The 22,249-nt window shown below is 68.9% G+C and carries 26 protein-coding genes and 1 pseudogene; 11 read left to right on the top strand and 16 right to left on the bottom strand.

The window, feature by feature from the left end:
- Positions 1–312: 312 nt before the first annotated feature.
- The 4 genes and pseudogenes from MSPGM_RS08670 to MSPGM_RS08655 form a co-directional block, all read left to right on the top strand.
- Positions 313–512 (top strand): annotated as a pseudogene (locus MSPGM_RS08670) (IS630 family transposase); the annotation flags it as partial.
- A gap of 445 nt (positions 513–957) precedes the next feature.
- Complete coding sequence (locus MSPGM_RS08665) at positions 958–2,493, top strand: hypothetical protein (RefSeq protein WP_261926340.1); 1,536 nt, start codon at positions 958–960, stop codon at positions 2,491–2,493.
- 166 nt (positions 2,494–2,659) lie between these two features.
- On the top strand, positions 2,660–3,010 hold the full coding sequence (locus tag MSPGM_RS08660) for a hypothetical protein (protein WP_261926339.1): 351 nt from the start codon (positions 2,660–2,662) through the stop codon (positions 3,008–3,010).
- A gap of 297 nt (positions 3,011–3,307) precedes the next feature.
- A complete protein-coding gene (locus tag MSPGM_RS08655) occupies positions 3,308–3,907 on the top strand; it encodes a metallophosphoesterase (RefSeq protein ID WP_261926338.1) in 600 nt (199 codons plus the stop codon).
- 48 nt (positions 3,908–3,955) lie between these two features.
- Here the strand turns inward: MSPGM_RS08655 and MSPGM_RS08650 are convergent, their stop codons facing one another.
- The 12 genes from MSPGM_RS08650 to MSPGM_RS08595 form a co-directional block, all read right to left on the bottom strand.
- Positions 3,956–4,279 carry a hypothetical protein gene (locus tag MSPGM_RS08650; protein ID WP_261926337.1) on the bottom strand — a complete coding sequence of 108 codons (324 nt, stop codon included), beginning with the start codon at positions 4,277–4,279 and terminating at the stop codon, positions 3,956–3,958.
- On the bottom strand, positions 4,276–4,575 hold the full coding sequence (locus MSPGM_RS08645) for a hypothetical protein (RefSeq protein ID WP_261926336.1): 300 nt from the start codon (positions 4,573–4,575) through the stop codon (positions 4,276–4,278). Before MSPGM_RS08645 ends, MSPGM_RS08650 begins: the two co-directional genes overlap by 4 nt.
- A gap of 12 nt (positions 4,576–4,587) precedes the next feature.
- Entirely contained in the window at positions 4,588–4,998 is a 411-nt protein-coding gene (locus tag MSPGM_RS08640) for a hypothetical protein (RefSeq protein WP_261926335.1), read from the bottom strand.
- A gap of 125 nt (positions 4,999–5,123) precedes the next feature.
- Positions 5,124–5,537: a hypothetical protein gene (locus MSPGM_RS08635; protein WP_261926334.1), complete on the bottom strand. Its 414-nt coding sequence runs from the start codon at positions 5,535–5,537 to the stop codon at positions 5,124–5,126.
- Positions 5,538–5,684: 147 nt separating this feature from the next.
- On the bottom strand, positions 5,685–5,966 hold the full coding sequence (locus MSPGM_RS08630) for a hypothetical protein (protein ID WP_261926333.1): 282 nt from the start codon (positions 5,964–5,966) through the stop codon (positions 5,685–5,687).
- Positions 5,959–6,366, bottom strand: a complete 408-nt coding sequence (locus tag MSPGM_RS08625) for a hypothetical protein (RefSeq protein WP_261926332.1) — start codon at positions 6,364–6,366, stop codon at positions 5,959–5,961. The genes MSPGM_RS08630 and MSPGM_RS08625 overlap by 8 nt, the downstream gene beginning before the upstream one ends.
- Positions 6,359–6,607: a hypothetical protein gene (locus tag MSPGM_RS08620; protein ID WP_261926331.1), complete on the bottom strand. Its 249-nt coding sequence runs from the start codon at positions 6,605–6,607 to the stop codon at positions 6,359–6,361. Before MSPGM_RS08620 ends, MSPGM_RS08625 begins: the two co-directional genes overlap by 8 nt.
- A complete protein-coding gene (locus tag MSPGM_RS08615; RefSeq protein WP_261926330.1) occupies positions 6,607–7,269 on the bottom strand; it encodes a hypothetical protein in 663 nt (220 codons plus the stop codon). Before MSPGM_RS08615 ends, MSPGM_RS08620 begins: the two co-directional genes overlap by 1 nt.
- Before the next feature lie 161 nt (positions 7,270–7,430).
- The gene (locus tag MSPGM_RS08610; protein ID WP_261926329.1) at positions 7,431–8,093 is read right to left on the bottom strand and encodes a hypothetical protein; all 663 of its coding nucleotides are present in this window, start codon (positions 8,091–8,093) and stop codon (positions 7,431–7,433) included.
- A 161-nt stretch (positions 8,094–8,254) separates the two neighbouring features.
- The gene (locus MSPGM_RS08605) at positions 8,255–8,701 is read right to left on the bottom strand and encodes a hypothetical protein (RefSeq protein ID WP_261926328.1); all 447 of its coding nucleotides are present in this window, start codon (positions 8,699–8,701) and stop codon (positions 8,255–8,257) included.
- Positions 8,698–9,156, bottom strand: a complete 459-nt coding sequence (locus MSPGM_RS08600) for a hypothetical protein (RefSeq protein WP_261926327.1) — start codon at positions 9,154–9,156, stop codon at positions 8,698–8,700. The genes MSPGM_RS08605 and MSPGM_RS08600 overlap by 4 nt, the downstream gene beginning before the upstream one ends.
- Positions 9,153–9,371: a hypothetical protein gene (locus MSPGM_RS08595; protein WP_261926326.1), complete on the bottom strand. Its 219-nt coding sequence runs from the start codon at positions 9,369–9,371 to the stop codon at positions 9,153–9,155. The genes MSPGM_RS08600 and MSPGM_RS08595 overlap by 4 nt, the downstream gene beginning before the upstream one ends.
- A 299-nt stretch (positions 9,372–9,670) precedes the next feature.
- Here MSPGM_RS08595 and MSPGM_RS08590 point away from each other — a divergent pair, with 299 nt between their 5' ends.
- Entirely contained in the window at positions 9,671–10,087 is a 417-nt protein-coding gene (locus MSPGM_RS08590; RefSeq protein WP_261926325.1) for a hypothetical protein, read from the top strand.
- Positions 10,088–10,157: 70 nt separating this feature from the next.
- Positions 10,158–10,706, top strand: a complete 549-nt coding sequence (locus tag MSPGM_RS08585) for a hypothetical protein (protein WP_261926324.1) — start codon at positions 10,158–10,160, stop codon at positions 10,704–10,706.
- A 171-nt stretch (positions 10,707–10,877) separates the two neighbouring features.
- Here the strand turns inward: MSPGM_RS08585 and MSPGM_RS08580 are convergent, their stop codons facing one another.
- Positions 10,878–11,156: a hypothetical protein gene (locus tag MSPGM_RS08580; RefSeq protein ID WP_261926323.1), complete on the bottom strand. Its 279-nt coding sequence runs from the start codon at positions 11,154–11,156 to the stop codon at positions 10,878–10,880.
- A gap of 938 nt (positions 11,157–12,094) precedes the next feature.
- On the opposite strand from MSPGM_RS08580, the gene MSPGM_RS08575 reads away from it, so the two are divergent.
- Positions 12,095–12,289: a hypothetical protein gene (locus MSPGM_RS08575; RefSeq protein ID WP_261926322.1), complete on the top strand. Its 195-nt coding sequence runs from the start codon at positions 12,095–12,097 to the stop codon at positions 12,287–12,289.
- A gap of 254 nt (positions 12,290–12,543) precedes the next feature.
- Here the strand turns inward: MSPGM_RS08575 and MSPGM_RS08570 are convergent, their stop codons facing one another.
- From MSPGM_RS08570 to MSPGM_RS08560, 3 genes are all read right to left on the bottom strand, one after another.
- Positions 12,544–13,467: a molybdopterin-binding protein gene (locus tag MSPGM_RS08570; protein ID WP_261926321.1), complete on the bottom strand. Its 924-nt coding sequence runs from the start codon at positions 13,465–13,467 to the stop codon at positions 12,544–12,546.
- Complete coding sequence (locus MSPGM_RS08565; RefSeq protein WP_410007708.1) at positions 13,464–14,345, bottom strand: cytochrome b/b6 domain-containing protein; 882 nt, start codon at positions 14,343–14,345, stop codon at positions 13,464–13,466. Before MSPGM_RS08565 ends, MSPGM_RS08570 begins: the two co-directional genes overlap by 4 nt.
- Before the next feature lie 78 nt (positions 14,346–14,423).
- Positions 14,424–14,660: a hypothetical protein gene (locus MSPGM_RS08560; protein WP_261926320.1), complete on the bottom strand. Its 237-nt coding sequence runs from the start codon at positions 14,658–14,660 to the stop codon at positions 14,424–14,426.
- 647 nt (positions 14,661–15,307) lie between these two features.
- Between MSPGM_RS08560 and MSPGM_RS08555 the strand changes: the two genes are divergently transcribed.
- The 4 genes from MSPGM_RS08555 to MSPGM_RS08540 all read left to right on the top strand — a co-directional run bounded on the left by MSPGM_RS08555 (position 15,308) and on the right by MSPGM_RS08540 (position 22,242).
- On the top strand, positions 15,308–15,496 hold the full coding sequence (locus MSPGM_RS08555) for a type II toxin-antitoxin system ParD family antitoxin (RefSeq protein ID WP_261926319.1): 189 nt from the start codon (positions 15,308–15,310) through the stop codon (positions 15,494–15,496).
- Positions 15,493–17,976 carry a PAS domain-containing protein gene (locus MSPGM_RS08550; protein ID WP_261926318.1) on the top strand — a complete coding sequence of 828 codons (2,484 nt, stop codon included), beginning with the start codon at positions 15,493–15,495 and terminating at the stop codon, positions 17,974–17,976. Before MSPGM_RS08555 ends, MSPGM_RS08550 begins: the two co-directional genes overlap by 4 nt.
- A gap of 1 nt (position 17,977) precedes the next feature.
- The gene (locus MSPGM_RS08545; protein WP_261926317.1) at positions 17,978–21,022 is read left to right on the top strand and encodes a PAS domain S-box protein; all 3,045 of its coding nucleotides are present in this window, start codon (positions 17,978–17,980) and stop codon (positions 21,020–21,022) included.
- Between the two features lie 254 nt (positions 21,023–21,276).
- The gene (locus MSPGM_RS08540; protein ID WP_261926316.1) at positions 21,277–22,242 is read left to right on the top strand and encodes an HWE histidine kinase domain-containing protein; all 966 of its coding nucleotides are present in this window, start codon (positions 21,277–21,279) and stop codon (positions 22,240–22,242) included.
- Positions 22,243–22,249 lie beyond the last annotated feature (7 nt).

The following is a 22,249-nucleotide window of genomic DNA, read 5'->3' as shown; positions in this document are numbered from 1 at the left end:
TTTCCTTGCAAGAGCAGGCGCCGTAGGTCGCGAGTTATTCTAATTTCTGTGAAAAATTAGAGTTATAAATCCATTTTTCTTAGGAATTACTGTGTTTATTTTATTGCATAAAACTTTTATATGCCTTTTATCATCAATATCTACCAATTAAAGCGAAATTACTGATCGTGAAGGGTGCGCCGCGGACTTGGCCGGCTCGGGTAATACTATCGGGGCGCTCCGGAATGGCCGCTTGAGCGCCTTTGGAGCATCGTGCACGAAGGACTCCGGTTGCAGGAGCGCACCGCCTTGCTCCAGGCCGAAGACGGCGGGCTAGAGCCCTACAACCCGGACTTCAATCCGATCGAGCAGGTCTTCGCCAAGTTGAAGGGCCTGCTCCGAACCGCGGCGGCCCGCACGGTCCCAGACCTGGGGCACACCATCCCGCAAGCCTTCGCTCGCGTCACGGCCACGAATGCCGCAACGGCCTCGCTGCAGCCGGTTACAATACCGACTTGGCCATCGCTACGTGAGCGGGCACGGCTCTCGGTGACGTCTCAACGCCGCGCAGCGGCCCGCATGATGGCTCGGGAGCGTAACCGACCGCCTCGTTTGAGCGAAGGAACGGGTCTTTCGTGGGGGTCGTCGTAGATTCGGGCTTCCGGCAGCCTCAAGCCCACTCAACCTGTGCACAATTGTGTACCCGACGTTCACCAAGAGACTCGATTCGTCGGGCCTGAAAACTCGCAACACGTTGTCGAAAGTAAAGAATTTGGTGGAGCGGGCGATCGGGATCGAACCGACGACATTCAGCTTGGGAAGCTGATAAGTCCCTTTTGGGCAGGTCCGGCTGACGCCGTCGACCGTTAACCCTCCCCTTGATAACAAACAGCTTTTCCGCATCCTCCGTAGCCTGACGGCTTGCCCGGGCAGTTTCGGCGTGCGTGGTATCCGCGTGGTATCCAGGCGGAGGCGTCGATGGCGGTGGCGGAACGGGGGGGCTATGGGCGCGAGCGGACCAAGCTCACGCAGGCCCACGTCAAGCGGGCGAAGGGCCTGATCGCGTCCGACGGACTGGAGGGGCGCGGCTTCGATTTCGTCGACACAGCCTGCCAGGGCCTCGTGCTGCGCGTGACCCGGCGCTCCGGGACGTGGCTGCTCAAGCGCCGCACCGGAACCGTCACGCTGGGCGACATGGACAGCCTGCCCGTCGCCTCGGCCCGCGTCGCCGCCGAGGAGGTCCGGTCCGCGGAGCGCCGGGGGCTGACGAAGCGCGTGATCGCGCAGGAACTCGACGTATTCTCGCGCGTCACCGCGCGGGGCATCGGGACCGAGCAGGCCCTAGACATCGCCTTCACGAAGCCCCACCCGGACGATCCGCCGGAGATGTCCGACGAGGAGCGGCGACGGCACGGGCCGTGGGAGTGGGGCGACCTCGTCGACCTGTTCCTGGAGACGAAGCTCCCGACGCTGAAGGGCCGTTGGAAAGTCCAGTACGAGCGCCACCTGCGCCGGACGCTCGATGACGAGTTCGCCTGGAAGATGGTCCAGCTCGTCGATCTGGAGGACTTGGTCAAGATGAGGGACCGGGTCACCCGGAAGCACACGCTGTCCGCGGCCGCCGACAGCGTCGAGGTGGTCAAGGCGGCGTTGGACTGGGCCTGGCGCCATCACGCCCCGCGGGCGGGCCTGGCGGAGGTCGAGTTCCCCTGGTGGCGGGAGCGGCTGACGGTCGAATACTCCTCCGGTACCCGCGAGCACACGCCGACCATCGAGGAGCTCGCCCGCACCCTCGTCCTGGCCGAGCGGTTCAAGGCGCTCGGGGGGACGGCAAAGGAAACCGGAGCCGGCATGCTCGCGGCGCTCTGGGCCGTCGTCCTGACCGGGCAGCGCGCCACCGCCCTGACGGGGACGCTGCGGGCGACGGTGCGGGACTGGCCCGAGCGGCCCGGCTGGAAGATCTGGACCTGGACAGCCGCCGAGATGAAGGGGGCCGGACACGCAAACGGTCTGAAGAAGCGCGCTCGGCCGCATGCCCTGCCGATGCCGCCTGAAGCCCTGGCGGCACTCGACCACATCGGCGCGCCCCGGGAGGGCGTCTACCTGTTCCCGAGCCGTGTCCCGGGCAAGCGCACGACCGCCGTCGGGATGACGCAGTTCATGGACCGCCTGAAGGGGAAGAAGAAGGCCGGCCAGAAGGGAGGATTGACGCTCCGGCCCGAGGACGACCTGCTGACCGCCCACGGCATCCGGCATTGGACCCCGCACGACGTCCGGCGGACGCTGCCGACGTTCCTCGACATGGAGCGGCTGGGCGGCGCGGGATCGGCCATCCTGGCGCACGCACGTAAGGCGAAGGGCAACGCCGACGAGGAGAGGGAGCTCGCGCAGGCCATCACCCTTCGACATTACATCCACAGCCAGCGCCTCGAACTCAAGGCGGAGGGGATGGTCGTCTGGGTCAAGGCCATCCTGGAGGCGGTCGATCAGGAGCGGGCGCGCCTCGGGGCCTGAGCCCGACGGTCCCGGCCGAGGGCCCTCGCCAGGTCGGCCGGGCGCTCGGCCGGGAGGAATCCCGGCCCTCCCCTGCCGCGTCGGGCCGCCTCCAGATCCTCCGCCATCGCCCGCCGAAGCGCGTCCCGTTCGTTCCCGGCGGCCGCGGCCGCGATATCGTCCCAGCTTGGCATTGACCCTCTCCGTTGTGAGAACAAATAGTGAACATGCGGATTGGGTCAACGGCGGGGGACGGATGCAGGTGCCGCGGACGCTGGGGGCGTTCCCGTATCGACGGGTTGTCATCGTCTGCCCCTGGTGCCCCCGGCGCCATGGCTCCTACGACACCGAGCGGCTGATCGCGCGCCTCGGTCCCCGGGCGTCGCTGAAGGAGGTCCTGCTGGCGCTGGTGACGAACTGCCGGTGGCCCAAGGCCTGGGGCAAGCGCGGCCCGTCGCAGTACGTCCCCTGGTGCCGGGCCCGGTTCGCCGACCTCGGCGGGCGGCGCCCTCCGGACCGAGACTTACCCGCTCCGTAAAAATGTCATCCACCCCCGGGGCCTGGATGACATTTTTACGGGCCGCCGCCCCGGGACTGAAAGTGTCACATTCTTCCCCGCCCCACCTCCTGGGGACGAAAGTGACAAAATCCCCGCCCAGGCTTTCCGTTAACCGTGACCGACGACGCCGCTTGACCGGAGGAATCGCGAGCTGCGATCCCTGGCCCATCGACGAGCCCGAGAGGCACCCGTGAAACGCATAGCCACCCCCTGCCTGAAACCGATCCCTGGGGCGTGACGCCGTGCGCGCAGCCCCCCTTCGAGGAGGCTGCCTTCATGACCAACCGACCGCTCACGCACCACCGCAACCTGACGCCCTCGAAGGGGCAGGTCTGGCTCTGTGGTGACACCCACTTCGGCCACGCGGGAAGCATCGGCCATTCGGGCCGCCCGTTCCGCGACGTCGCCGAGATGGACAGGATGCTCATCGAGGCCTGGGTCTCGCGCGTCCGCCCCACCGACACCGTCATTCACCTCGGCGACTTCGAGTGGGGGCACTCGCCCGAGCGCACCACCGAGATCTTCGCGGCGCTCCCCGGGCAAAAGCATCTCTGCGTCGGCAACCACGACCGTCCCAGGGTCACCGGCTTGGCGTGGGCGAGCGTCCAGGAAAGGCTGACCGTCCACGCCGCAGGGTATCGGATCGTGTGCGACCATTATCCGCTCCGCGCCTGGCCGGGCAGCTTCCGGGGCGTCCTGCACGTCCACGGCCACACGCATGGGACGCTCCCCGGGACGTCCCAGTCTTGCGACGTCGGCGTCGACGTCTGGGGCTACGCGCCGGCCCGGCTGGAGGACGTCATCGCCCGGATGGAGGCGACGCCCGAGGAACCGGAGGAGCGGGCCCGGGCCGAGAAGCGCAAGGCGCAGGCCTGAAACGAGAAGGGCCTCCCGGCGGCGAACCGGGGGCCCTTCTCGTTGTGGCTATGGGCGCGGGCCGGGCGGGGGCTCCAGGGACTGCTCGATCCGCGCAGCCGCCTTCCTCATCCGGTCGGCGCTGGCCTTCATCTGGGCCGCCTCGTCCTCCAGCATCGAGGCCTCGAACTGCAAGATCCGCGGCAGGGCCGCGGCGGCCCATGGCAGGACCTCCATCTCGCCCGTGCGCCACCGGCTGACGGAGCGGGGGTCTATCGTCCCGCGCGAGCCGTCCGGGTGATAGTAGCCGAGGTCCCGGGCCAACTTCTTGGCCCAGTTGTCCGTCCCCGTCAGGGACTTGCCTGCGAGGATCACCATTTCGTGCGGGGTCACAGCTTCTCCCTCCAGATCACGGTGCCGCGGTCGGCGTCGAGCCAGCAAAACAACTCCCACGGCTCGAACGGCGCGAATCGGCCCCAGGCCAGGACGGCGCCGCTGACGAGCGTCGCGCCGTGCGTGTCGTCGGGGCGTTCCTCGCGGTACCACGCCGGGCGCTTCTTGCCCGTGGCGAGGTCGAAGTGCGCGACGCGGGCGCGGGCGTCCTCGACGGTGACGGCGTCGCGCAGGGCGTGCTGGACGGCCTCGACGGCGGGGACGCGGTAGCGGGCGGGGATCTCGCGGACGATCATGGCGGGGGCTCCTCAGAAAGCGTTCGGGATGGCGAGGCCGAGGGCGAGGTCCTCGTCGTACATGTCGCCGAGCTCGTCCATGAGCGCCTGCATGTCCAAGTCGACGTAGTGGATCGCCGACTGCTCCGGCTGGGGCTCGCCCCGGACCGCGAGGGGCGTGAACGTCACCTCGACGCGGTGCCGCCCCTCGGCGCCGACGTCCTCGGCGTGGCGGTTCCAGGCGGCCAGGGCGCATTCGGACGTGGCGGCGCGGAACACGAGGTCGAGGCCGGTGTCGGGGATCGGGCGGTAGTAACCGTCGACGGTCACGATGTGGAACAGGTTGGTCGCGCCGTTGGCGACGCCGAGGGCGAACGCGGAGAGGAGCTCATCGCGCTCGCGGCGGGCCAGGGCCCTTTTGAGAACGTGGGTCTTGGGGAACATAGGATGCTTCTGCTGGTGGCGGGCGGCTCTGCCGGCCCGGGGGGTAAAGGAATCCGGCCCCCGGCGGGGCGCCCCATGAGGCGACCCGCGAGAGGCCGGGGCGCGAGCCCCGGCTGGTGGTGGCGTCAGATCTCGGCGAGGGCGGCCATATCGAGACGGTGGTCCTCCAGCCGCTGCAGGAACGCGAGGCGCTGGGCCTCGTCATCGACCTGCTCCTTCTCGATGCGCTGGCGCTCCGCCTCGGCCTCGATGAAGGCGTAGGCGCCGCCGGCGGCCGCGGCCTCGTCGCGGGTGACGATGGCGACGGTCCGGCGGCGGGCCAGGCGCTCCTCGACGGCGAGGTCGGGATGGGCGGCGAGGCGGGCGAGGAGTTCCTCGCGCGAGGTCCGATACTTGCCGCCGTAGCGGGCGGCGCGGCCGGTCAGCGTCGAGCCGGACCAGGCCTCGAAGCCGTTGAGAACGGCACGCTGGTAGCTGCCCTTGGCGCACCCGAAGGCGGCGGCGACGGCGGCGGGGCTGATCTGGGTATAGTCGCTCATCAAGGATGCTCCTGCGGTCGTATGATGGGAGGCTGTGCCTGCCCATGACCGGAATATGCCCCCGGCCATGGCGCATTATAAGCATTAGTCAGAAGAAATCGCGCATTCATCGAGTGTAATGCGCGATCAATACAGTGTAAAGGATTATCAGAATTGCAAGTCGTCGGGGCTCCAGGCAGGCGCCGGCGGGCGGGATTCCTCGGCTTCGTGCTCGTCCCAGCACGTTCCGCCGATGCACATCCGCTGCACGTGGATCTCACCGTCGACGAGGCACACGCTCTTTCCGTAGCGCGCACCCGCCGGAATGCTCCGGTTCATGGGGCAGCCGTCGCAGGTGTGCGCGTGACGGGCGACCTGGGTCCCGGCGTAGAGCGTGCGGACGTCGGGGGCCTCGCCCGGATCGTGGTCGTCACCCCAGAGGCTACCCATGGGCCGCCTTCCCGGAACCGACGCAGGCGATGCAGGTCGTGGCATCGTGCCAGCCGCATCCCTGCTCACAGGGGTCCTCCTGGCTGCAGCCGCAGGCCCGGCAGACGCGGTGGATCACGGAAGGAATGCGGTACCGCTCCTTCCCGCCCGTGGCGTCGATCCACGTCCGGTCGAGCAGGCCGCCCAAGCCAAGCGTTGCCGCCAGAAGGAACTCGAAGGCGTTCTTCTCGGCCGCGGCGCCGGCCCGGGCGGCAGGGTCCGGAGCGTGCTCGGCGATGGCGCCCGCGACGGCGAGCTCCAAGGCCATCGCCCCGATACGGGCCTGCTGCGCAGCCGAGAGCGTGGCCCAGACCGCCGCGCCGTTGAAGTAGTCGTCCGCGATGTTGCTGTCGTTAGCCATGGTCGGTCTCCCGAGAAGCAGGTGCGACCGCCTCGCCGTCAGCGACGCCTGCGGCGTTCCCGACGATGGCGAGGACGGCCCAGACCAGGACGAATCCCCCGGCCCAGAGGAAGGCGTGCCAGGCCGCCCGGAGGAGCTCCCCGCCGCTGCCGGCGAGGGGGAAGGCGCACGTCACGATGGCGGCCGCGCTGGTGGAGACCCGTCCGGGGCCTCCGGCGACGAGGGCGAGAAGCGCGCGCATCAGGCGGCCTTCCTCGGCTTTTCAGGCAGGTCCAGCGGGGCGAACGTGCAGCCGACGGTCGTGATGTAGTGGTCGAAGCGGATCTCCACCTTGATGCGGATGGAGGGGCAGTTCACGAGATCGCAGTCTGCCCCCACGACGCCCGGCTGGTCGCGGATGAGGTCGAGCCTGCGGTTGAAGTCGGCGAACTGGTCGTGGTCTGGCCAGGCTCGCAGGCCGGCAACCAGCACGATGCTCCGCAGGCGAAGCGTGCACTCGCACTGCTCGACCAGGTCACCGAGGTCACGCAGCCGGGTCGAGATCGTCTCGCTGCAGCGAGAAGGGCCGTAGGGCGGGTTTTTGTCGATGTCCTCGAAAGCCGTCCGGCCGCGGTCGCGCCGGAGCCGCGCCAGGGCCTCCTTCGCGGCGACTTCGACGCCCGCCTGCTCCTGGCGGTCCCAGCCGTCTTCGAGGATCTCGCCGATCAGCCGCGCTGCCCATTTGGCGACCTTCTCGGTCTCGGTCTCCACGGGGACGGAGAACCGCTGCTCCGTGACGCTGCTGTCCCCGTGCGTGACGCGGGACACCATGACGGGGCCGGCTGCGGGCTCCTTCCGCACGATCTCGTAGCCGGCTTCCGCAAGATGGCCGACGGCGACTTGGGCAAGCTCGATGTTGGTCATGAGGCAGGGACGCTCCAACTGGAACGCCTCGGCGATGAGGCGGGCGGCTTGTCTCTGGAACTTGGTCTCGCGCACGATGGCGCTCCTGGGGAAACCGGGGTGGAGGGGGAAGGAATCGGGGGTGCGCCACTGCCGCCTGGCGCGCGACGGAGGGCGATGCCTCAGGCGGCCCGCTGCGGGTCGCGCGCCGCGTCCCAAGCGCCCAGCACGATTTCGAGCCAGGTGCGCGGCACGAGAGGATCGCCGTCCTCATCCTGCCAGGCCTTCACCAAGCCGACGAGGAGGCCGGTCGCGCGCTCGGTCACGACGACGAATTGCGGGTCGTGCGGGTCGTCGATGCCCCCGTCCGAAAGCGGATAGCGCGCGTCGTCGAGGTCCGAGATCTCGACCCGGCAGCCGTGCTTCGCCGCAAGGTCGTCAGCGGCGCCATTGCGCAGGCCCCAGTCGTCATGCTCGGCGCACGGCACCTCGGCATCGGCGGCCCGGAGCTCCATGCCGGGCGGGAGTGCCATGACGTTGCCGGGGATCAGCGTCACGGGCGCCTCGTCGGCGGGAGCGGCCTCGCCCGGAAGGGGCGCATCGCGCCAAGCCAGCAGGTCGCGCTCCGAGACGGCGGACCAGTTGCCGGTCCGGACCGCCTCGCGAACGGCCTCGGCGTTGCCGACGGGCTTCGGCACGATGACGAGGTCGGCCTTAGCCAGGGCGGCGAGGATGCGGTCGGTGCGCTCCAGCGAGGTTTCGAAGAGGTTGCACTCGGCCATGGCCTTGGCGATGGCCGAGGCGCCTACGGTCTTGAGATTGAGGTCGAGGTTGAACTTGCGCACGCGGCGCTCCTGAAAACCGGGGTTGCTCGGAGGATGGAGGGGGCGCCACTGCCGCCTGGCGCGCGACGGAGGCCCTCAGGCCGCGGCGGAGGCCTTAGCGGCCTGGCCGGCGTGGAGCCGGTCGTAGGCCTCACTCGCAGCCGTCTCGCCGAGATACGCTGCTAGGTCGGCGGCCATGAGTAGCCGTACTCGGCGCCCTCGTGGTCGTAGGCGGCCGGGTCGCCGCCGGCGCTGTAGCGGCTGCGGTCGTATCCGTGCCGGTACGCGTCCCGGAGCGTGGCCGCGTCGAAGATCGGTGCCTGCGGCCCGTCGAGGACGTCGCGGACCGCTGACACGGCGGCCATTAGGCCGGACGGGCTATCCATCCCCATTTGCGAGGCCCATTCCCGGACGACCTCCTCGTCGCCCGCCGCACCGCGGAGGTCGAGGATGGCGTCGAGCGCGATCAGGGCCTCCACGGCATCCACCTGGCTGACGTCGACGATGGCGAGGCCCTCGCGCTGCAGGCGGGCGAGGATGCCGCTGGCAACGTCGGCGGCCGGGCGGGTGCCCGAGGCAGCGACCTCGCCCGCGAGGATGGATACGGCCCTGTTGGCGATGTCGGTCATGCTGCATTCCTCTCGGTGGCGTTGGGGGTTTCGGCGGCGGCCGCGGCGCGCGCCTGCCCGGCCAGGACGGCCTGGCGGCGCTCCTCGGTGCTGAGGCGGGGGACGGGGATGCCGCGCTCGACGAGGAGCGTGCGCAGCAGGGAGTGCGAGAGGCCGGTCGCCTTGGCGGCGCGGTGCACCGAGCCGAGGCGGAGGACCTCGGCGATGCCGTGCGCCTCCGCCTCGGCCGTCGTTGTCCGACGCTTGCCCCGGGGCGGGATCGGCTGGCCCATCTGTCCACGACGGATCTCGCGGCCATGCTGGACGAGCTTCTCGACCGCGCCGCGGGACAGCCAGAAGTACCGACCGACGGCGGCGTCCATCCCGTGGCTCTCGGCGAGGCGCAGGACAGCGGCGGGATCGGGCGAGCGGTAGACGGACAGGGGCGAATCGCCCGGCCGGCCCTGGCTGCTCATGCCGGCCTCCCGCAGGCGCTTTCCTTCAAACGGTAAGTCGCGTCGGCCTTCTCGACACCGAGCGCCGCCAGGATCACCGGGCCGGGGCCGCGGCGGCCCGCCAGGGTGTCCAGCGTGTAGGCCGTGCTGACGCCATGGCGGCGCGACCACGCCAGCGCGCTCCCCTCCGAATCCACGCGCTGCCGCAGCAGCGTTCTCACTTCCTCCGCCGTCACCGACGCCTCCTGAAGCTATTGACGCTTTATAGCGTTCCAGCTTCAATTGGAGTCGTCAAGAGGAAATCTGCGTCTGGAACAATATGCACGCACGAGGCCCTTCTGCGTGCAAATCGTTCCCGACGCATATGCTTCTACTTTTGAAGGATTACATGATGATTGCTTGCGAGGCGGCGAAGGACGGGGCTTCTGGTCCTTCAAGGATAGCGCCCCCGGTCCTTGTGATCCCTGCCTGGGAACGGGCGTACGAGGCCGTCCTGGTGGAGGATTGCCTCTCTCTCGGGAGGCGCATCTCCCCTGTGGAAAGGACCGATGTGCGGGTCCGGCGGGGGCGCTACGAGGACGCCTATCCCAGAGCGCACTACGAGCTCGTGCCCGGGGCGGTCGCCGTCGTGGCGCCGGCGTCCAGCCGCGTCCCGCACCGGGCCTACGTCGCCGGCGCCGACGGCGTGGTCGAGGTCTCGTTCATCGAGGCCGGCGATCAGCTCGATCCGGCTGGCGCGAATCGGCGCGCATGGCATCGGCGCGTGCGGGCAGCCGGCCTGATGGCGACGCCGAGGCGGCACCGGATGATGCCCGGGCACGGCTACGAGGTCGACGTGGTCTACGACTGGCACGGGCAGGAATACGTGGCCCTCGTGACCCGCTCGACCGGCCTGTACGTATGGGCCCGCGCCGTCACGTATGCCGAGGCCCAAGCCCTCGGCGTGGCGTGACGTATCGAGGGCGGCGCGTGTCGTATGCATGCCCGCGCGGCACTATCGGGAGGTCAGCACGGAGGGGACGATGAAGGGGTTTTTCGCAGCGGTCGGCAGGATGCTCGCCGCCATGGGGCGCATCACGCTGGTGCCGATCATCGAGGGCGGCCGCCTCGTCTGGCGGGCTGTCCGCAGCGCCTTCGTCCAGCCCGATCCCATCGCCGAGGCCGAGGCGATGGTCGAGGCGGAAGCCGCGGAGCCCACCCCGGCGCCGGTGCCGCCGTCCCCGGCCGAGCAGTGGGGCCGGGCTGCGCTGGCGCATCTCATGGGCGATGAGCCCGAGGCCGCCGCCATCGACGACGCGGCGCGAGCGTATCTCGACGGCATGACGTTCGCTCAGCAGTTCGCCCTGTCCAAGCACGACAACGTCGTGATCGGACGCCACCTCCTCGGCGAGCGTCACCTGGATAGCCTGCCGCGCCCGATGACCCCGTCCGAGTATCGCAGCATGGAGGCAGCGCGCGCCGCCGCCGCGGCCGCCGAGGCGCACCGCCGCCTAACGGGCGACGAGAACAAGCGGTCGCATTTCGTCGCCGTCCTCGACGAGCTCATCGCCGAGCCGCCGCGCGCCATCTGATCGCGCCACCACCGGAACGACGAAGCCCGCCCCGGGCGACCAGGGCGGGCTTTTTCATGTCCAAAGAAATCTGCTCGGAGGGCCGTCTGGCTTGCTTGCGGCTATTGACACTTGCTGCGCGCGCACATCGTGGCATCCCGTGAGCACATCACAACACGCGCGGAGCCCGTATCAGCCCCGTGCGCGCTTTGCGGCGAGGGCCCGCAGCCGGATGGCGGACCGGCGCCGGTCGTCCTCGGCCCGGGCATGGCGCTCAGCCTCGTCGATGGCGTGCTGGGCCATGACGCGGTCGTAGGCCATGCGCCCGGCGACCGCGCGGATCGCGTTGGCCTCGCGACGGGCGGCGTTGCGGGCCTGCTGCCGCGCGATCAGGACCGACCCGAGGCCGAGCGCCATGCCCTGCATGGGGACGTCGAAGGCCTGGACGATGTCGTGGGCTCTGGTCGTCATCGGGGCGGCCTCCTCTCGCTGGTGTGCGTCTAGGAGATCGGGATCCCCGAATCGATGTCCAGACCCCTTCGACAGTCGTAGTTACTGAAGTCCCTGGCCCTGTGTATGACCCGGCGCCCAGCCGCGTACGAACTTCGCCGATGACGGCCCCGGCAAAGAGTAGAGTTCGTATGCTCGGTGTAGTGCCCCGTTACCTCCCCACCCAATAACGCCTCATCATCAGACTGTAACGGAAGATCAGAACGGAAATCCGCCGGGATTTTCGCGAAACCCCGGCGGCGGCCGCCCTCACTGAAGTGCGATGTAGCCGACGAGGTGCGCCAGGGCGCTGTCCTGCGTCGCGGGCACCACGAGGGTCAACACGTCGCCCCTTGTTGACGAGGTAGGGGTTGCCGCTGGTCGTCGTGAACGTGTTCACGGCCTTGCCGGCCGCGAACGCCACGGTCCCGAGGGTCGACCCGTTCAGGGCAAGCGTCAGCGTCGTCGGCGCCCAGCCGGCCTGGGCGGACGATGAGGCGCCCGCTTTCGGCGCAGCTGATGTAGTCTAGCCAAGTGACCGACCGAACAATGGGTGTGCAAACTTCTGCCCCCCTGTGGACATTGAATTCAAGTCCCTTCGATGCCCGCTCCGCCAGAGGAAGCGGACATGCCGGATGCAAAAGGCATTCTGAACAGCCAGCTCGGTGAATTGACAAGACCGCTCATAACGGTCCGTCCAAACCATTCATCCCCTGGCCGGGACTCGGCTTTTTTCCGGTAGGGCACGAGAAACGGCCCGGAATAGGTCGGTCCTGGCGGGTATTTGCGACGCTTGGCGAAGGCTCGACCAAACAGAGCGATAATGCCGTGCCGCCGCCGCCCTGGCCCGTGCATCGTCGGTTGAGCCTTGCTACCGCCGACGCGTTCACTCCCGTAACCCCACTGGGACGGGAGCCTCGATGTCGAGTCTGACCGAGCGCAAGGCACGCCTGATCGTCCACGGCGACCAGCCCTACAACGCCGAACCGCCCCTCGACCGATTGCGGGCTTCCTACCGGACGCCGGCGAAAAATCTCTACGTCTGCTCACACGGCGACCTGCCGGACCTCGACGCGGCCGGCCCGTGCCGAGGCGTTCAAAGTGTAGGGATATGACCGCATTGTCCTCTTATTCGCGCTGCAGTCCGAACATTGGTCCGTCGCGGGTTTCGCCGGTCAGGGCGTCTCAGCTAGGTCCGCGGACCGCTCATATCGAAGGCACCCAGGCGGCGTCGCCGGTCCGATAGCCAGCCAAACGGCGCGGGGCCGACCCTACTCCGCAGTTTCGCAGGCGGATGCCACCCGAGTTCGACACGATAGAGCTGCGCGCTCAATGCTCGCAGAAACGTGGACGTCACGTCCGGGCAGACTCAGATGCCGGCGTACCAGGCGTAGCCCTGATCCTCCCAGTAGCCGCCCTTGCCCCCGCCGATGTGGGCGAAGCTCTCGACCACCTCGATGCGCATCACGTACTTCGCCTGCTTGTAGCCGAGGTTGCGCTCGACCCGCAGCCGCAGCGGTGCGCCGTTCGACACGGGAAGCGCCTCCCCGTTCATGTCGTAGGCCAGGATGGTCTGCGGGTGGAACGCATCGACCAGGTCGATGCTCTCGTAGAACCGAACCGGCGTTCCGCCGCTGGCTGCATCGTCCTCCGTCGCCTGTTGGCCACCAGAATCCTTCCTGCTCTCGTCGCCGCCCGACTGCCTCGTCATGCTTAGGTTGGCGTTGCCGGCAGGGACATCGTCGGCCGCCTCGTCGTCTCCCCCGCCTTCGAGCGGACTGCCCTGGTCCATGGTGTCGGCGCAGTGGAACACCACGCAGCGCGCCTCCGGCTTGAGCCGAGCGCGGTTGAGCAGTTCGGCGAGGGGCACCCCGGTCCATTTGCCGATGGCGCTCCAGCCCTCGACGCAATCGTGCCGGGTGATTTGGGTGCGGGCCGGAAGCTTGCGGAGTTCGGCGAGGGACAGCTTGAGGGGCGCCTCCACGAGGCCGCCGACCTCCAAGTGGTACTTGGCGAACTTGCCCTTCGCCAGGGCCTTGTAGTCTTTGTCCGGCGGGTCCTCGGTGCCGTTCGGCTTGAACCACGGCGAGATGTCGGCCTCGGCGTATTCCGGTGCCAGCGTCGCGTCGCCCAGGAGCAGGCGCTGGACGAACATGTTGGCGTCCTCGCCGATCTTCAGAGTTCGCCGGAACCACTCCGCGTTGCCCAGGCGGTCGCAGCCTCCGAGCATGGCCGCCGCGGCCGTGGCGGAAGCCCCCACCAGGAGGGCGCGTCGGTTGGGTGAGCGGCTCATGCCCGGGGCTCTCCGGCAGGGACGATCGGCTCGACCTTGCGCTCGATCACGAACCAGCCGGTGAGCATGCCGCGCATGTTGTTCCAGAAGCCCGACAGCAGGACCAGAGCGACGTGCACGACCACGAACAGGACCAGCAGGCCCGCCACGACGAAGTGGACCGTGCGGGCCGACTGGCGCCCGTCGAACAGCGTCAGCAGGAACGGGAAGGCCGCGTCCATCGCCGGGGACATCGCGAGGCCGGCGAGGACCTGAACCGGCAGGAGCACGAACAGCACGACTAGGTAGGTGAGCTTCTGGATGACGTTGTAGCGCTTGGCCTCGTCTCCTTGAGGGAAGCGCAGCGTCAGGTGCTCCCAAACCGAGGCCCCGAAATGCCGGATCTGGTCACGGGACGGGATCATTCGGAACCGCAGCTGGCCGCTGACCAGACCATAGAGCAGGTAGGCGATACCGTTCAGGACGAAGGCCCAGGCGAAGAAGAAGTGCCAGGAACGGCCGCCGGTAAGGTCCTGGTCGCTCGGCAAGGTCGTCCAGGCCGGGAAGCCTCGGTCCGCCGCCTCGCCGTCGGAGCCGACCGATGAACCGAGCCAGCCCGTCGTGTCGAAGCCATGGCCGAACACCGTCGTCATGCCCTTGGGCGGGTCGTCCTCGGTCTGGGTCATCGACATGAGCGGCGCGTCGAAGGTCGAGACCTTGCCCCAGTAAAGGGCCGGGTGGGCGTTGAAGATCTGCAGGCCGCTCATCAGCAGGACCAGCAGGCAGATCGCGTTCACCCAGTGGGTGACCCTGATCACGAGGGGATGGCGAAACATCCAGCGGCGGCGCTCGACCTCGCCGGTCTCGGGGGCTGATCGGGTCAGGTAGGTTCGAGCCAAACGGTCTTCCCCGCACTCTGGACGGCTAGGGCGGAGGCCCCCTGGGTCGGGGCCTCCGGAAGCGCACGGCGCCTTAAATCACATGCCGCGGTTCATCATCATCCGCTTCTTCATCATCCGGCGCTTCATCATCTTCTTATGCATCATGCGCTTCTTCATCATCATGCGCTCGCTGCTGCTCATGCGCACCTGCGTGATGCTGGCCGGGGCAACCTGGAGTCCATTCGGGCCCATAGGGGCAGCCGAGGCGGCGCCGGTTCCGAACGCGAGGCCGCCGAGAACCGAGGCGGCAAGAGCGAGGGTGGTGATCTTCATTCTTTATCTCCTGTACGCGGAAGGGATTTTCTTCGCACAGCAGGAGAAGACGACAAATACACCGTAAGTTCCTGATCTAATGAACAAAATATCTTTGAGCGATAGTCGTTGGGCGCAGTATTCCTGGCGTCGAAGCGAAGCCCCGCGCCGCGCCCTGGTTGGGCAGACGCAGATTTCTACGAGGGCTCGCCCCGAAAAGTTTCAGCCCCAGCAAGGAAAGACGTGATCGCGGCCAATCGTGGCTGCTGCATCAGCGACATTTATGCCGCGGCGGCGAGCCAATACCTGAGGTCTCAGGGCATCGCCTAAGAGGCGCCAGACGGCCATACCGACTTTCATCAAGTTCTCGGTGAGCGAGACGATGCCAAGCGGCATGCTGCCTGGGCAACCCGAGCAGCAAGGGCGGTTACCAAGAGGATCAGGGCTCACCCTGGTACGCGGGAATCTGAAGGTCGGCCTGCCGGTGGCGGCCTTGGTCTGAGACCGCGCGCCGATCTTCAAGCGCCCATCGTGGCCGCGTCGGTCTCTCATGCTAGCAGGAGCTTCCCATGCCCGGGCCGGATTGCGACGATATCGCCCACGGCGCTGCGGACAGCTCGGCGTTGCCGATCTTTGACAGTCCATGGTCGGCGTGGGACGGACACGGCATGTCGAGCACGCCGACCAGCAACATCGCCCTGACCACGGTCCCGGAAGATTACATCCGGGCCCAGGTTGCGTCCGGCCGCCTCTCGAATGCCAGCGACGTCGTCCGGACGGGGCTTCGCCCGCTCATGGAGCACGACCGAGGTTCGCCCTGCTTGAAGGCGGCGGTCGAGGACCGGCCGAGCCGATGAGCGCCCTCGCGCACGTGGCCGCCCCGCACGACTTCCAGGCCGACATCGACCTCGTCGGCGGCATCGAGGCGATCCCCACCATCCTCGCCGTCGCCTGCCGCGTGAGCGGGATGGGTTTCGCGGCCGTGGCCCGGGTCACAGAGGACCGCTGGGTCGCCTGTCGGGTCAAGGACGAGATCTCCTTCGGCTTGCGGCCTGGCGACGAGCTGGAGGTCGCCTCGACCATCTGCCACGAGATCCGGCAGAGCCGGACGCCCGTGGTGATCGATCACGTCGCCGCGGACGCCGCCTATTGCGACCATCCCACGCCGGCGCGGTACGGTTTCCAGAGCTACGTCTCGATGCCCATCGTTCTGCCGGACGGCACGTTCTTCGGCACGCTCTGCGCCATCGACCCGAAGCCTGCGTCCGTCGACCGGCCCGAGGTCGTCGGCACCTTCCGGATGTTCGCCGACCTGATCGCCTTCCACGTCGACGCCCACCGGCGCAACGCCTCGGCGAACGACGCCATCCGCAGCGAGGCGTTCGTCCGGGGCATCCTCGCCGCGAGCCCCGACTGCGTGAAGGTGCTCTCCGCGGAGGGCCGTTTGGAGTACATGAACGAGCGCGGCCTCGACCTCATCCAGCTAGGGTCGCTCCAAGACGTGCTCGGGCGGGAGCTCGCCGACCTCTGGCCGGACAGCGAGCGCGCCAGGATCCGGACGGCGGTCCGGACGGCGGCGTCGGGCGTGCCATCGCGGACCGAAGGGTACTGCCCGACCGCGAAGGGCGAGCCGCGCTGGTGGGAGGTGAGCTTCGCGCCGTTCCGTGTCGAGGGAACGGGCGAACTCAAGCTGGTCGGCGTCTCGCGCGACATCACCGAACGGGTGAGGGCCGAGGAGGAACGCCGGGAGAGCGCCGCGGCGCTGGAAGCCTTGAACACGACCCTCGCCGACCATGTCGAGGCACGCACGCAGGAGCGGGACCGCATCTGGCAGGTCAGTCATGACATGCTCGGTGTCGCCGATGGGAAAGGGGTGTGGGTCAGTGTCAACCCGGCCTGGACGGCCATCCTGGGCTGGCAGTCGGGCGAGGTCATCGGGCGCACCTCGGAATGGCTGGAGCACCCTGACGACCGCGCGGCGACCCGAGCCGAGGTCGCGCGGCTCGCCGCCGGGCAGACCACGCTCGCGTTCGAGAACCGGTTCCGCACTCGCGACGGTGGTTACCGGATACTGTCGTGGCGGGCCGTTCCGGTCGAGGGATTGCTCTATTGCGTCGCCCGCGACGTCACCGAGCAGCGCGAGCGGACGATGCTGCTCGAACAGGCCGAGGAGGCGCTGCGGCAGTCGCAGAAGTTGGAGGCCGTCGGGCAATTGACCGGCGGGGTGGCGCACGACTTCAACAACCTGCTGACCATCATCCGCTCGTCGGTCGACTTCCTGCGTCGGCCGAACCTGCCCGAGGAGCGGCGGAACCGGTACATGGACGCGGTTTCCGACACGGTCGACCGCGCCGCCAAGCTGACCGGCCAGCTCCTGGCCTTCGCGCGGCGCCAGACGCTTAAGCCCGAGGTGCTGGAAGTCGGCGCCCAGCTGCGGGCGGTTGCCGACATGCTCGACACGGTCACCGGCGCGCGCATCCGCGTAGTGACCGAGGCACCGGACGCGCCCTGCTTCGTGCGCGCCGACCTCAGCCAGTTCGAGACGGCGCTGATCAACATGGCGGTGAACGCGCGCGACGCCATGGAGGGCGAAGGCACGCTGACCCTGCGGCTCGACTGCGCCGAAGGCATGCCGCCCATCCGCGGCCATGCCGCGGCGCCGGGCTTCTTCGCGGCGGTCTCCGTCGTCGACACCGGCTGCGGCATCGCCGCGGAGCAGGTCGGGCGCATCTTCGAACCGTTCTTTACCACCAAGCCCGTCGGCCAGGGTACCGGGCTCGGCCTGTCACAGGTGTTCGGGTTCGCCAAGCAGTCTGGCGGCGACGTCGACGTCACGAGCGAGCTCGGCCGTGGAACCACCTTCACCCTCTACCTGCCCGAGGTCGAGGGGGTGATCCGCGACGAGCCGTCCGAGGTGCGGGACGGCGAGGCATTCCCGACCGGCGACGGACAATGCGTGCTCGTCGTCGAGGACAACGTCGAGGTCGGACGCTTCGCGACCCAGATCCTGGAGGATTTCGGATACCGCACGACCTGGGCGGCGAACGCGGAGGAGGCGTTGGAAAAGCTTGGCTCGGACGGAGCCGGCTTCGACGCGGTGTTCTCCGACGTGGTGATGCCCGGCATGGGCGGGTTCGAGCTCGCGAAGATCCTGCAGCGGCGCCTGCCCCACCTGCCGGTGCTGCTGGCCTCGGGCTACAGCCACGTCCTCGCCCAGGACGGGCCCGACGGGTTCGAGTTGCTTCACAAACCCTACTCGGCCGACCAGCTCGGGCGTATCCTCGGCAAGATCGTCCCTTCCCGGGTCCGCCGCGGCTCCTCGTCGGAATCCCGCTAGGATGGCACCCCACGGATACAGCGCCCCCCGCGACGAGGACCGTGCCTGTACCGGCGGGGATGAGGCTGCCCGCCTCCGCGCCCTCGCACGCTACCGCCTGCTCGACACCCCACGCGAACGGGACTTCGACGATATCGCCGAAGCCGCCGCCGACCTTTGCGAGACGCCCATCGCGGTGGTGAACCTCGTCGGCGACGGCCGCCAGTTCTTCAAGGCCGAGGTCGGGCTCGGTGTGCGCGAGACCCCGCTGGAGACCTCCTTTTGCCGGCAGGCGCTTCTGCAGGAGGAGTTCCTGTGCGTTCGCGATGCGTCGCTCGACCCGCGCTTCGAGGGCAACCCGCTGGTGACGGGCGAGCCCGGCCTGCGCTTCTATGCCGGCGCCCTTATGAGGACCGCGGAAGGGCATCCGGTCGGCACGGTCTGCGTCCTCGACACCAAACCGCACGAACTCGCGGAACGGCAACGCCGGGGCCTGATGCGACTCGCCCGCCAGGCCATGGGGCAGATGGAGTTGCGCCGCTCGTTGCGGGAGCAGGCGGAGCAGCGCCTGCTACACGAGCGCATCCTCGACAGCGCCACGGATTACGCCATCGTCGCGACCGACCCGCAAGGACTGGTCACCCGCTGGAACTTGGGCGCCGAGCGCATCCTGGGCTGGACCGAGGCCGAGATGCTCGGGCGGACGGTCGAGGCGTTCTTCACGCCTGAGGACCGCGCCCGGGACCGGGCCGGGACCGAGATGCGGCTGTCGCTTGAGCACGGCAGCGCCTCGGACGAGCGATGGCACATGCGCAAGGACGGCAGCCGGTTCTGGGCCTCCGGCGAGATGATGCCGCTCAGGACCGAGGCAGGCGAGACCATCGGCTTCCTCAAGATCCTTCGCGACCGCACCGAGCAGCGCGAGAGCGGCGCCGCCCTGGAGGCGAGCGAGATGCGTTACCGGTCGCTGGTCGAGGTCAGCCCGCAGGTGGTCTGGTTCGGCGACGAGGCGGGCAACGTCACCTACTGCAACGCCTACTGGTACGATTACACGGGCCTGCCTGCCGGCGAGACCGGCGAGGCGATCTGGTTGGGGGCGATCCACCCCGACCACCGCGAGGCGACCCGCGCGGCCTGGCTGGCCGCGTCCGGATCGGGGCGGCCCTACGAGGTCGAGTTCCCCCTGCGCCGAGCCGACGGGCAGTACCGCTGGTTCCTGTCCCGGGCCCAGCCCGTGCATGGCGCGGACGGCTCGGCACGCAGTTGGATCGGCACCTCCATCGACATCCATGAGCGCAAGTTCGCCGAGGAGCGGTTCAAGACGCTCACCGAGCTCGCCCCGGCCATCATCTGGTTCGGCAACCCTGACGGCAGCCTCAGCTACCTCAACGACCGCTGGTACGCCTACACCGGCCAGACCCCGGAGCAGGCGCTGCCGCTCGGCTGGGGCGAGGTCATCCATCCGGACGACTTGCAGCGCCTGCTGGACGTTTGGGAGCATGCCCGCACGAACGAGGTCCTCTACGATACGGAGGCTCGGCTGCGCCGCCACGACGGCGAGTACCGTTGGTTCCTGATCCGGGCCGAACCGATGCGGGACGGCGCCGGTGCGGTGGTCGGCTGGCTGGGCAGCGACAGCGACATCCACGACCGCCGCCAGGCCGAGGACGACCTGGTCCGGGCGCGGGAACAGTTGCGCTTGGCGGTCGGGTCCACCGGGATCGGGATCTTCGACTACGATCTCGTCTCGGACACGCTGGTCTGGGACGCGCGCACCCGCGCCCTGTTCGGCCTGCCGCCCGACGCGCCGGTGAGCTACGACGTATTCCTCGCCGGCCTTCACTTCGACGACCGGGACTGGGTCGACGCGGCGGTGAAGGCTGCCATCGACCCGGATGGTCCCGGCACCTACGACATCGCCTTCCGCGTCGTCGGTCTCGAAGACGGCATCGAACGCTGGGTGGCGGCCAAGGGACAGGCCTTCTTCGAGGGCGGCCGCACGCTGCGCTTCATCGGCACGACGCGGGACGTCACCCAGAGCCGTCGCGCCGAGCAGGCCCTGCGCGAAGCCGAGGAGCGCTACCGCCTCGCCGCCCGCGCCACCAACGACGCGATCTGGGACTGGAACCTCGCCACCAACCATGTCCTCTGGAACGAGGCGCTTGGGGAGGCGCACGGGCATGCCCCGGATGCGGTCGAGCCGACCGGCGATTGGTGGATCGCCCACATCCATCCCGATGACCGCGCCCGCGTCGACCAATCCATCCACGCGGTCATTGACGGCGTCGGCACGGCCTGGGCGGACGAGTACCGCTTCCGGCGTGCGGACGGCTCATACGCCGACATCCTCGACCGAGGTTACGTCATCCGGAACGGGACCGGTCAGGCGGTGCGGATGATCGGGGCCATGCTCGACATCACGCGGCGCAAGCAGGCCGAGGAGCATCAGCGCCTGCTCACCGGCGAGCTTCAGCATCGGGTGAAGAACACCCTCGCGCTGGTCCAGGCAATCGCCAGCCAGACCTTCCGCAACGCATCCGACCTCGGCGCGGCGCGCGAGGCCTTCGCCGAACGCCTGATCTCGCTCGGGCGCGCCCACGACATCCTGACCCAGGCGAGTTGGACCCAGGCGCCCATCGCCGAGGTCGTCGAGGGGGCCCTGGCGGTCCACCGGGGCTCCGGCGCCTCCCGCATCCGTTCCAGCGGCCCGGACGTGGCGCTGGCCGCCAAGCCGGCCCTGGCCCTGGCTTTGGCCCTGCATGAGCTCGCCACCAACGCGGCCAAGTACGGGGCGCTCTCGAACGATTCCGGCACGGTGGACCTGCGCTGGCACGTGGTCCACGAGGCGGGCGAGCCCCGCTTCCGCCTGTCCTGGTCCGAGCAGGGCGGCCCCCCGATCCTGGCGCAGCCGTCAAGGCGCGGCTTCGGCTCGCGCCTGATCGAGCGCAGCTTCGCTGCCGAGGTCGGCGGCGAGGTCAGGCTCACCTACGCCCCGATCGGCCTCGTCTGCCGGCTCGAAGCGCCGCTCGCCTCCATGCAGGAGGCCGGCGACGAGGCAGCGGCGTGACGGCGGCAGAACGCCCGGTCGCGATGTGCGCCGCGGCGCCTCGCGACTGCCTGACCAAGCCCAGCCCTCGCTAGCGCCTTCCCCTTGGACCAGGCTGGGGCGAAGGGGCGCGGCAACCCTGGTTATCGCCGTAGGTTAGGAAACGTGCGACCAGTTTCGGGCGGACGAACTCGGGAGCCGCCCTACGACGGCTGATCCTGAAGGATGGGTAAGTCGTGCGAGACAAGACGGGTCAGGGGACCGCGGACCCGAGGTTGCTTCGCGCCGCCGTCGAGGCTTCCGGGGAGGCCATCGTCATCACATCGGCGGAGCTCGAAGATCCGGGTCCCCGCATCGAATACACGAACCCGGCCTTCAGCCGCATGACCGGCTACGAGGCGGATGAGGTCGTCGGCCTGACGCCGCGCCTCCTGCAAGGGCCTGGAACGGACCGGGCCGTAATCGACCGTATGCGGGCCGCATTGCTCGCCGGCGAACCGTTCCAAGGCGAGGCGTTGAACTACCGGAAGGATGGCTCGACCTACATGGTGGAGTGGCTGATCACCCCGCTGAAGGATGCCGGCGGTTGCATCACCCACTGGGTCTCGGCGCAGCGCGACATCACCGCACGGCGCGCCGGCGAGGACCGGCAGGCGCTGATGGTGCGCGAGCTGCACCACCGGGTGAAGAACACGTTGGCCACCGTCCAGGCCGTGGTGAACGCCACCGCGCGATCCTCCCCCACCGTCGCGGAGTTCACGCGGGCCTTCTCCGGCCGGATCGGCTCGCTCGCCCGGACCCATGCCCTCATCACGGAGGACTTGGCTCAGGCGGCGTCGTTCGAGGCGCTGCTGCGGGCCGAGCTCGACCCCTACGACGAGCGGGGGCGCCTGACCCTGGGCGGCCCCAGAGTCGTGCTGCCGTCGGAGCTTGCCGTGCCGGTCGGCATGGCGCTGCACGAACTGACGAGCAATGCCTTGCGGCACGGATCCCTCGCGGCTCCGGGAGGCCGGCTCGACGTGGCCTGGAAGGTCGAGGACGGGCCTGCCGGGCGCACCTTGCTCTGGACCTGGAGCGAGCACGACGGCCCGCCCGCCCCCCATCCCACGCGCGACGGCTTCGGCCACCGCCTGCTCAAGAAGGTGCTGGCTCCCCAGACCGGGGCGGAGGTCGACGTGGACTTCGCGCCCGACGGGCTACGGGTCTCCGTGCGGATGCCCTTGTCCGCCGGTTCCGCCTGACCGGCTA

The organism is Methylorubrum sp. GM97 (assembly GCF_024347855.1).
GTDB lineage: Bacteria > Pseudomonadota > Alphaproteobacteria > Rhizobiales > Beijerinckiaceae > Methylobacterium > Methylobacterium extorquens.
This window is presented reverse-complemented; position numbering and strand designations above follow the sequence as displayed.

Bases quoted from the DNA above. Each gene is read 5' to 3' on its own strand.
- MSPGM_RS08665 (WP_261926340.1), top strand. From the start codon at position 958: ATGGCGGTGGCGGAACGGGGGGGCTATGGGCGCGAGCGGACCAAGCTC.
- MSPGM_RS08655 (WP_261926338.1), top strand. From the start codon at position 3,308: ATGACCAACCGACCGCTCACGCACCACCGCAACCTGACGCCCTCGAAG.
- MSPGM_RS08645 (WP_261926336.1), bottom strand. From the start codon at position 4,575: ATGATCGTCCGCGAGATCCCCGCCCGCTACCGCGTCCCCGCCGTCGAG.
- MSPGM_RS08640 (WP_261926335.1), bottom strand. From the start codon at position 4,998: ATGTTCCCCAAGACCCACGTTCTCAAAAGGGCCCTGGCCCGCCGCGAG.
- MSPGM_RS08635 (WP_261926334.1), bottom strand. From the start codon at position 5,537: ATGAGCGACTATACCCAGATCAGCCCCGCCGCCGTCGCCGCCGCCTTC.
- MSPGM_RS08630 (WP_261926333.1), bottom strand. From the start codon at position 5,966: ATGGGTAGCCTCTGGGGTGACGACCACGATCCGGGCGAGGCCCCCGAC.
- MSPGM_RS08625 (WP_261926332.1), bottom strand. From the start codon at position 6,366: ATGGCTAACGACAGCAACATCGCGGACGACTACTTCAACGGCGCGGCG.
- MSPGM_RS08620 (WP_261926331.1), bottom strand. From the start codon at position 6,607: ATGCGCGCGCTTCTCGCCCTCGTCGCCGGAGGCCCCGGACGGGTCTCC.
- MSPGM_RS08615 (WP_261926330.1), bottom strand. From the start codon at position 7,269: ATGACCAACATCGAGCTTGCCCAAGTCGCCGTCGGCCATCTTGCGGAA.
- MSPGM_RS08605 (WP_261926328.1), bottom strand. From the start codon at position 8,701: ATGACCGACATCGCCAACAGGGCCGTATCCATCCTCGCGGGCGAGGTC.
- MSPGM_RS08600 (WP_261926327.1), bottom strand. From the start codon at position 9,156: ATGAGCAGCCAGGGCCGGCCGGGCGATTCGCCCCTGTCCGTCTACCGC.
- MSPGM_RS08585 (WP_261926324.1), top strand. From the start codon at position 10,158: ATGAAGGGGTTTTTCGCAGCGGTCGGCAGGATGCTCGCCGCCATGGGG.
- MSPGM_RS08580 (WP_261926323.1), bottom strand. From the start codon at position 11,156: ATGACGACCAGAGCCCACGACATCGTCCAGGCCTTCGACGTCCCCATG.
- MSPGM_RS08575 (WP_261926322.1), top strand. From the start codon at position 12,095: ATGTCGAGTCTGACCGAGCGCAAGGCACGCCTGATCGTCCACGGCGAC.
- MSPGM_RS08570 (WP_261926321.1), bottom strand. From the start codon at position 13,467: ATGAGCCGCTCACCCAACCGACGCGCCCTCCTGGTGGGGGCTTCCGCC.
- MSPGM_RS08560 (WP_261926320.1), bottom strand. From the start codon at position 14,660: ATGAAGATCACCACCCTCGCTCTTGCCGCCTCGGTTCTCGGCGGCCTC.
- MSPGM_RS08555 (WP_261926319.1), top strand. From the start codon at position 15,308: ATGTCGAGCACGCCGACCAGCAACATCGCCCTGACCACGGTCCCGGAA.
- MSPGM_RS08550 (WP_261926318.1), top strand. From the start codon at position 15,493: ATGAGCGCCCTCGCGCACGTGGCCGCCCCGCACGACTTCCAGGCCGAC.
- MSPGM_RS08545 (WP_261926317.1), top strand. From the start codon at position 17,978: ATGGCACCCCACGGATACAGCGCCCCCCGCGACGAGGACCGTGCCTGT.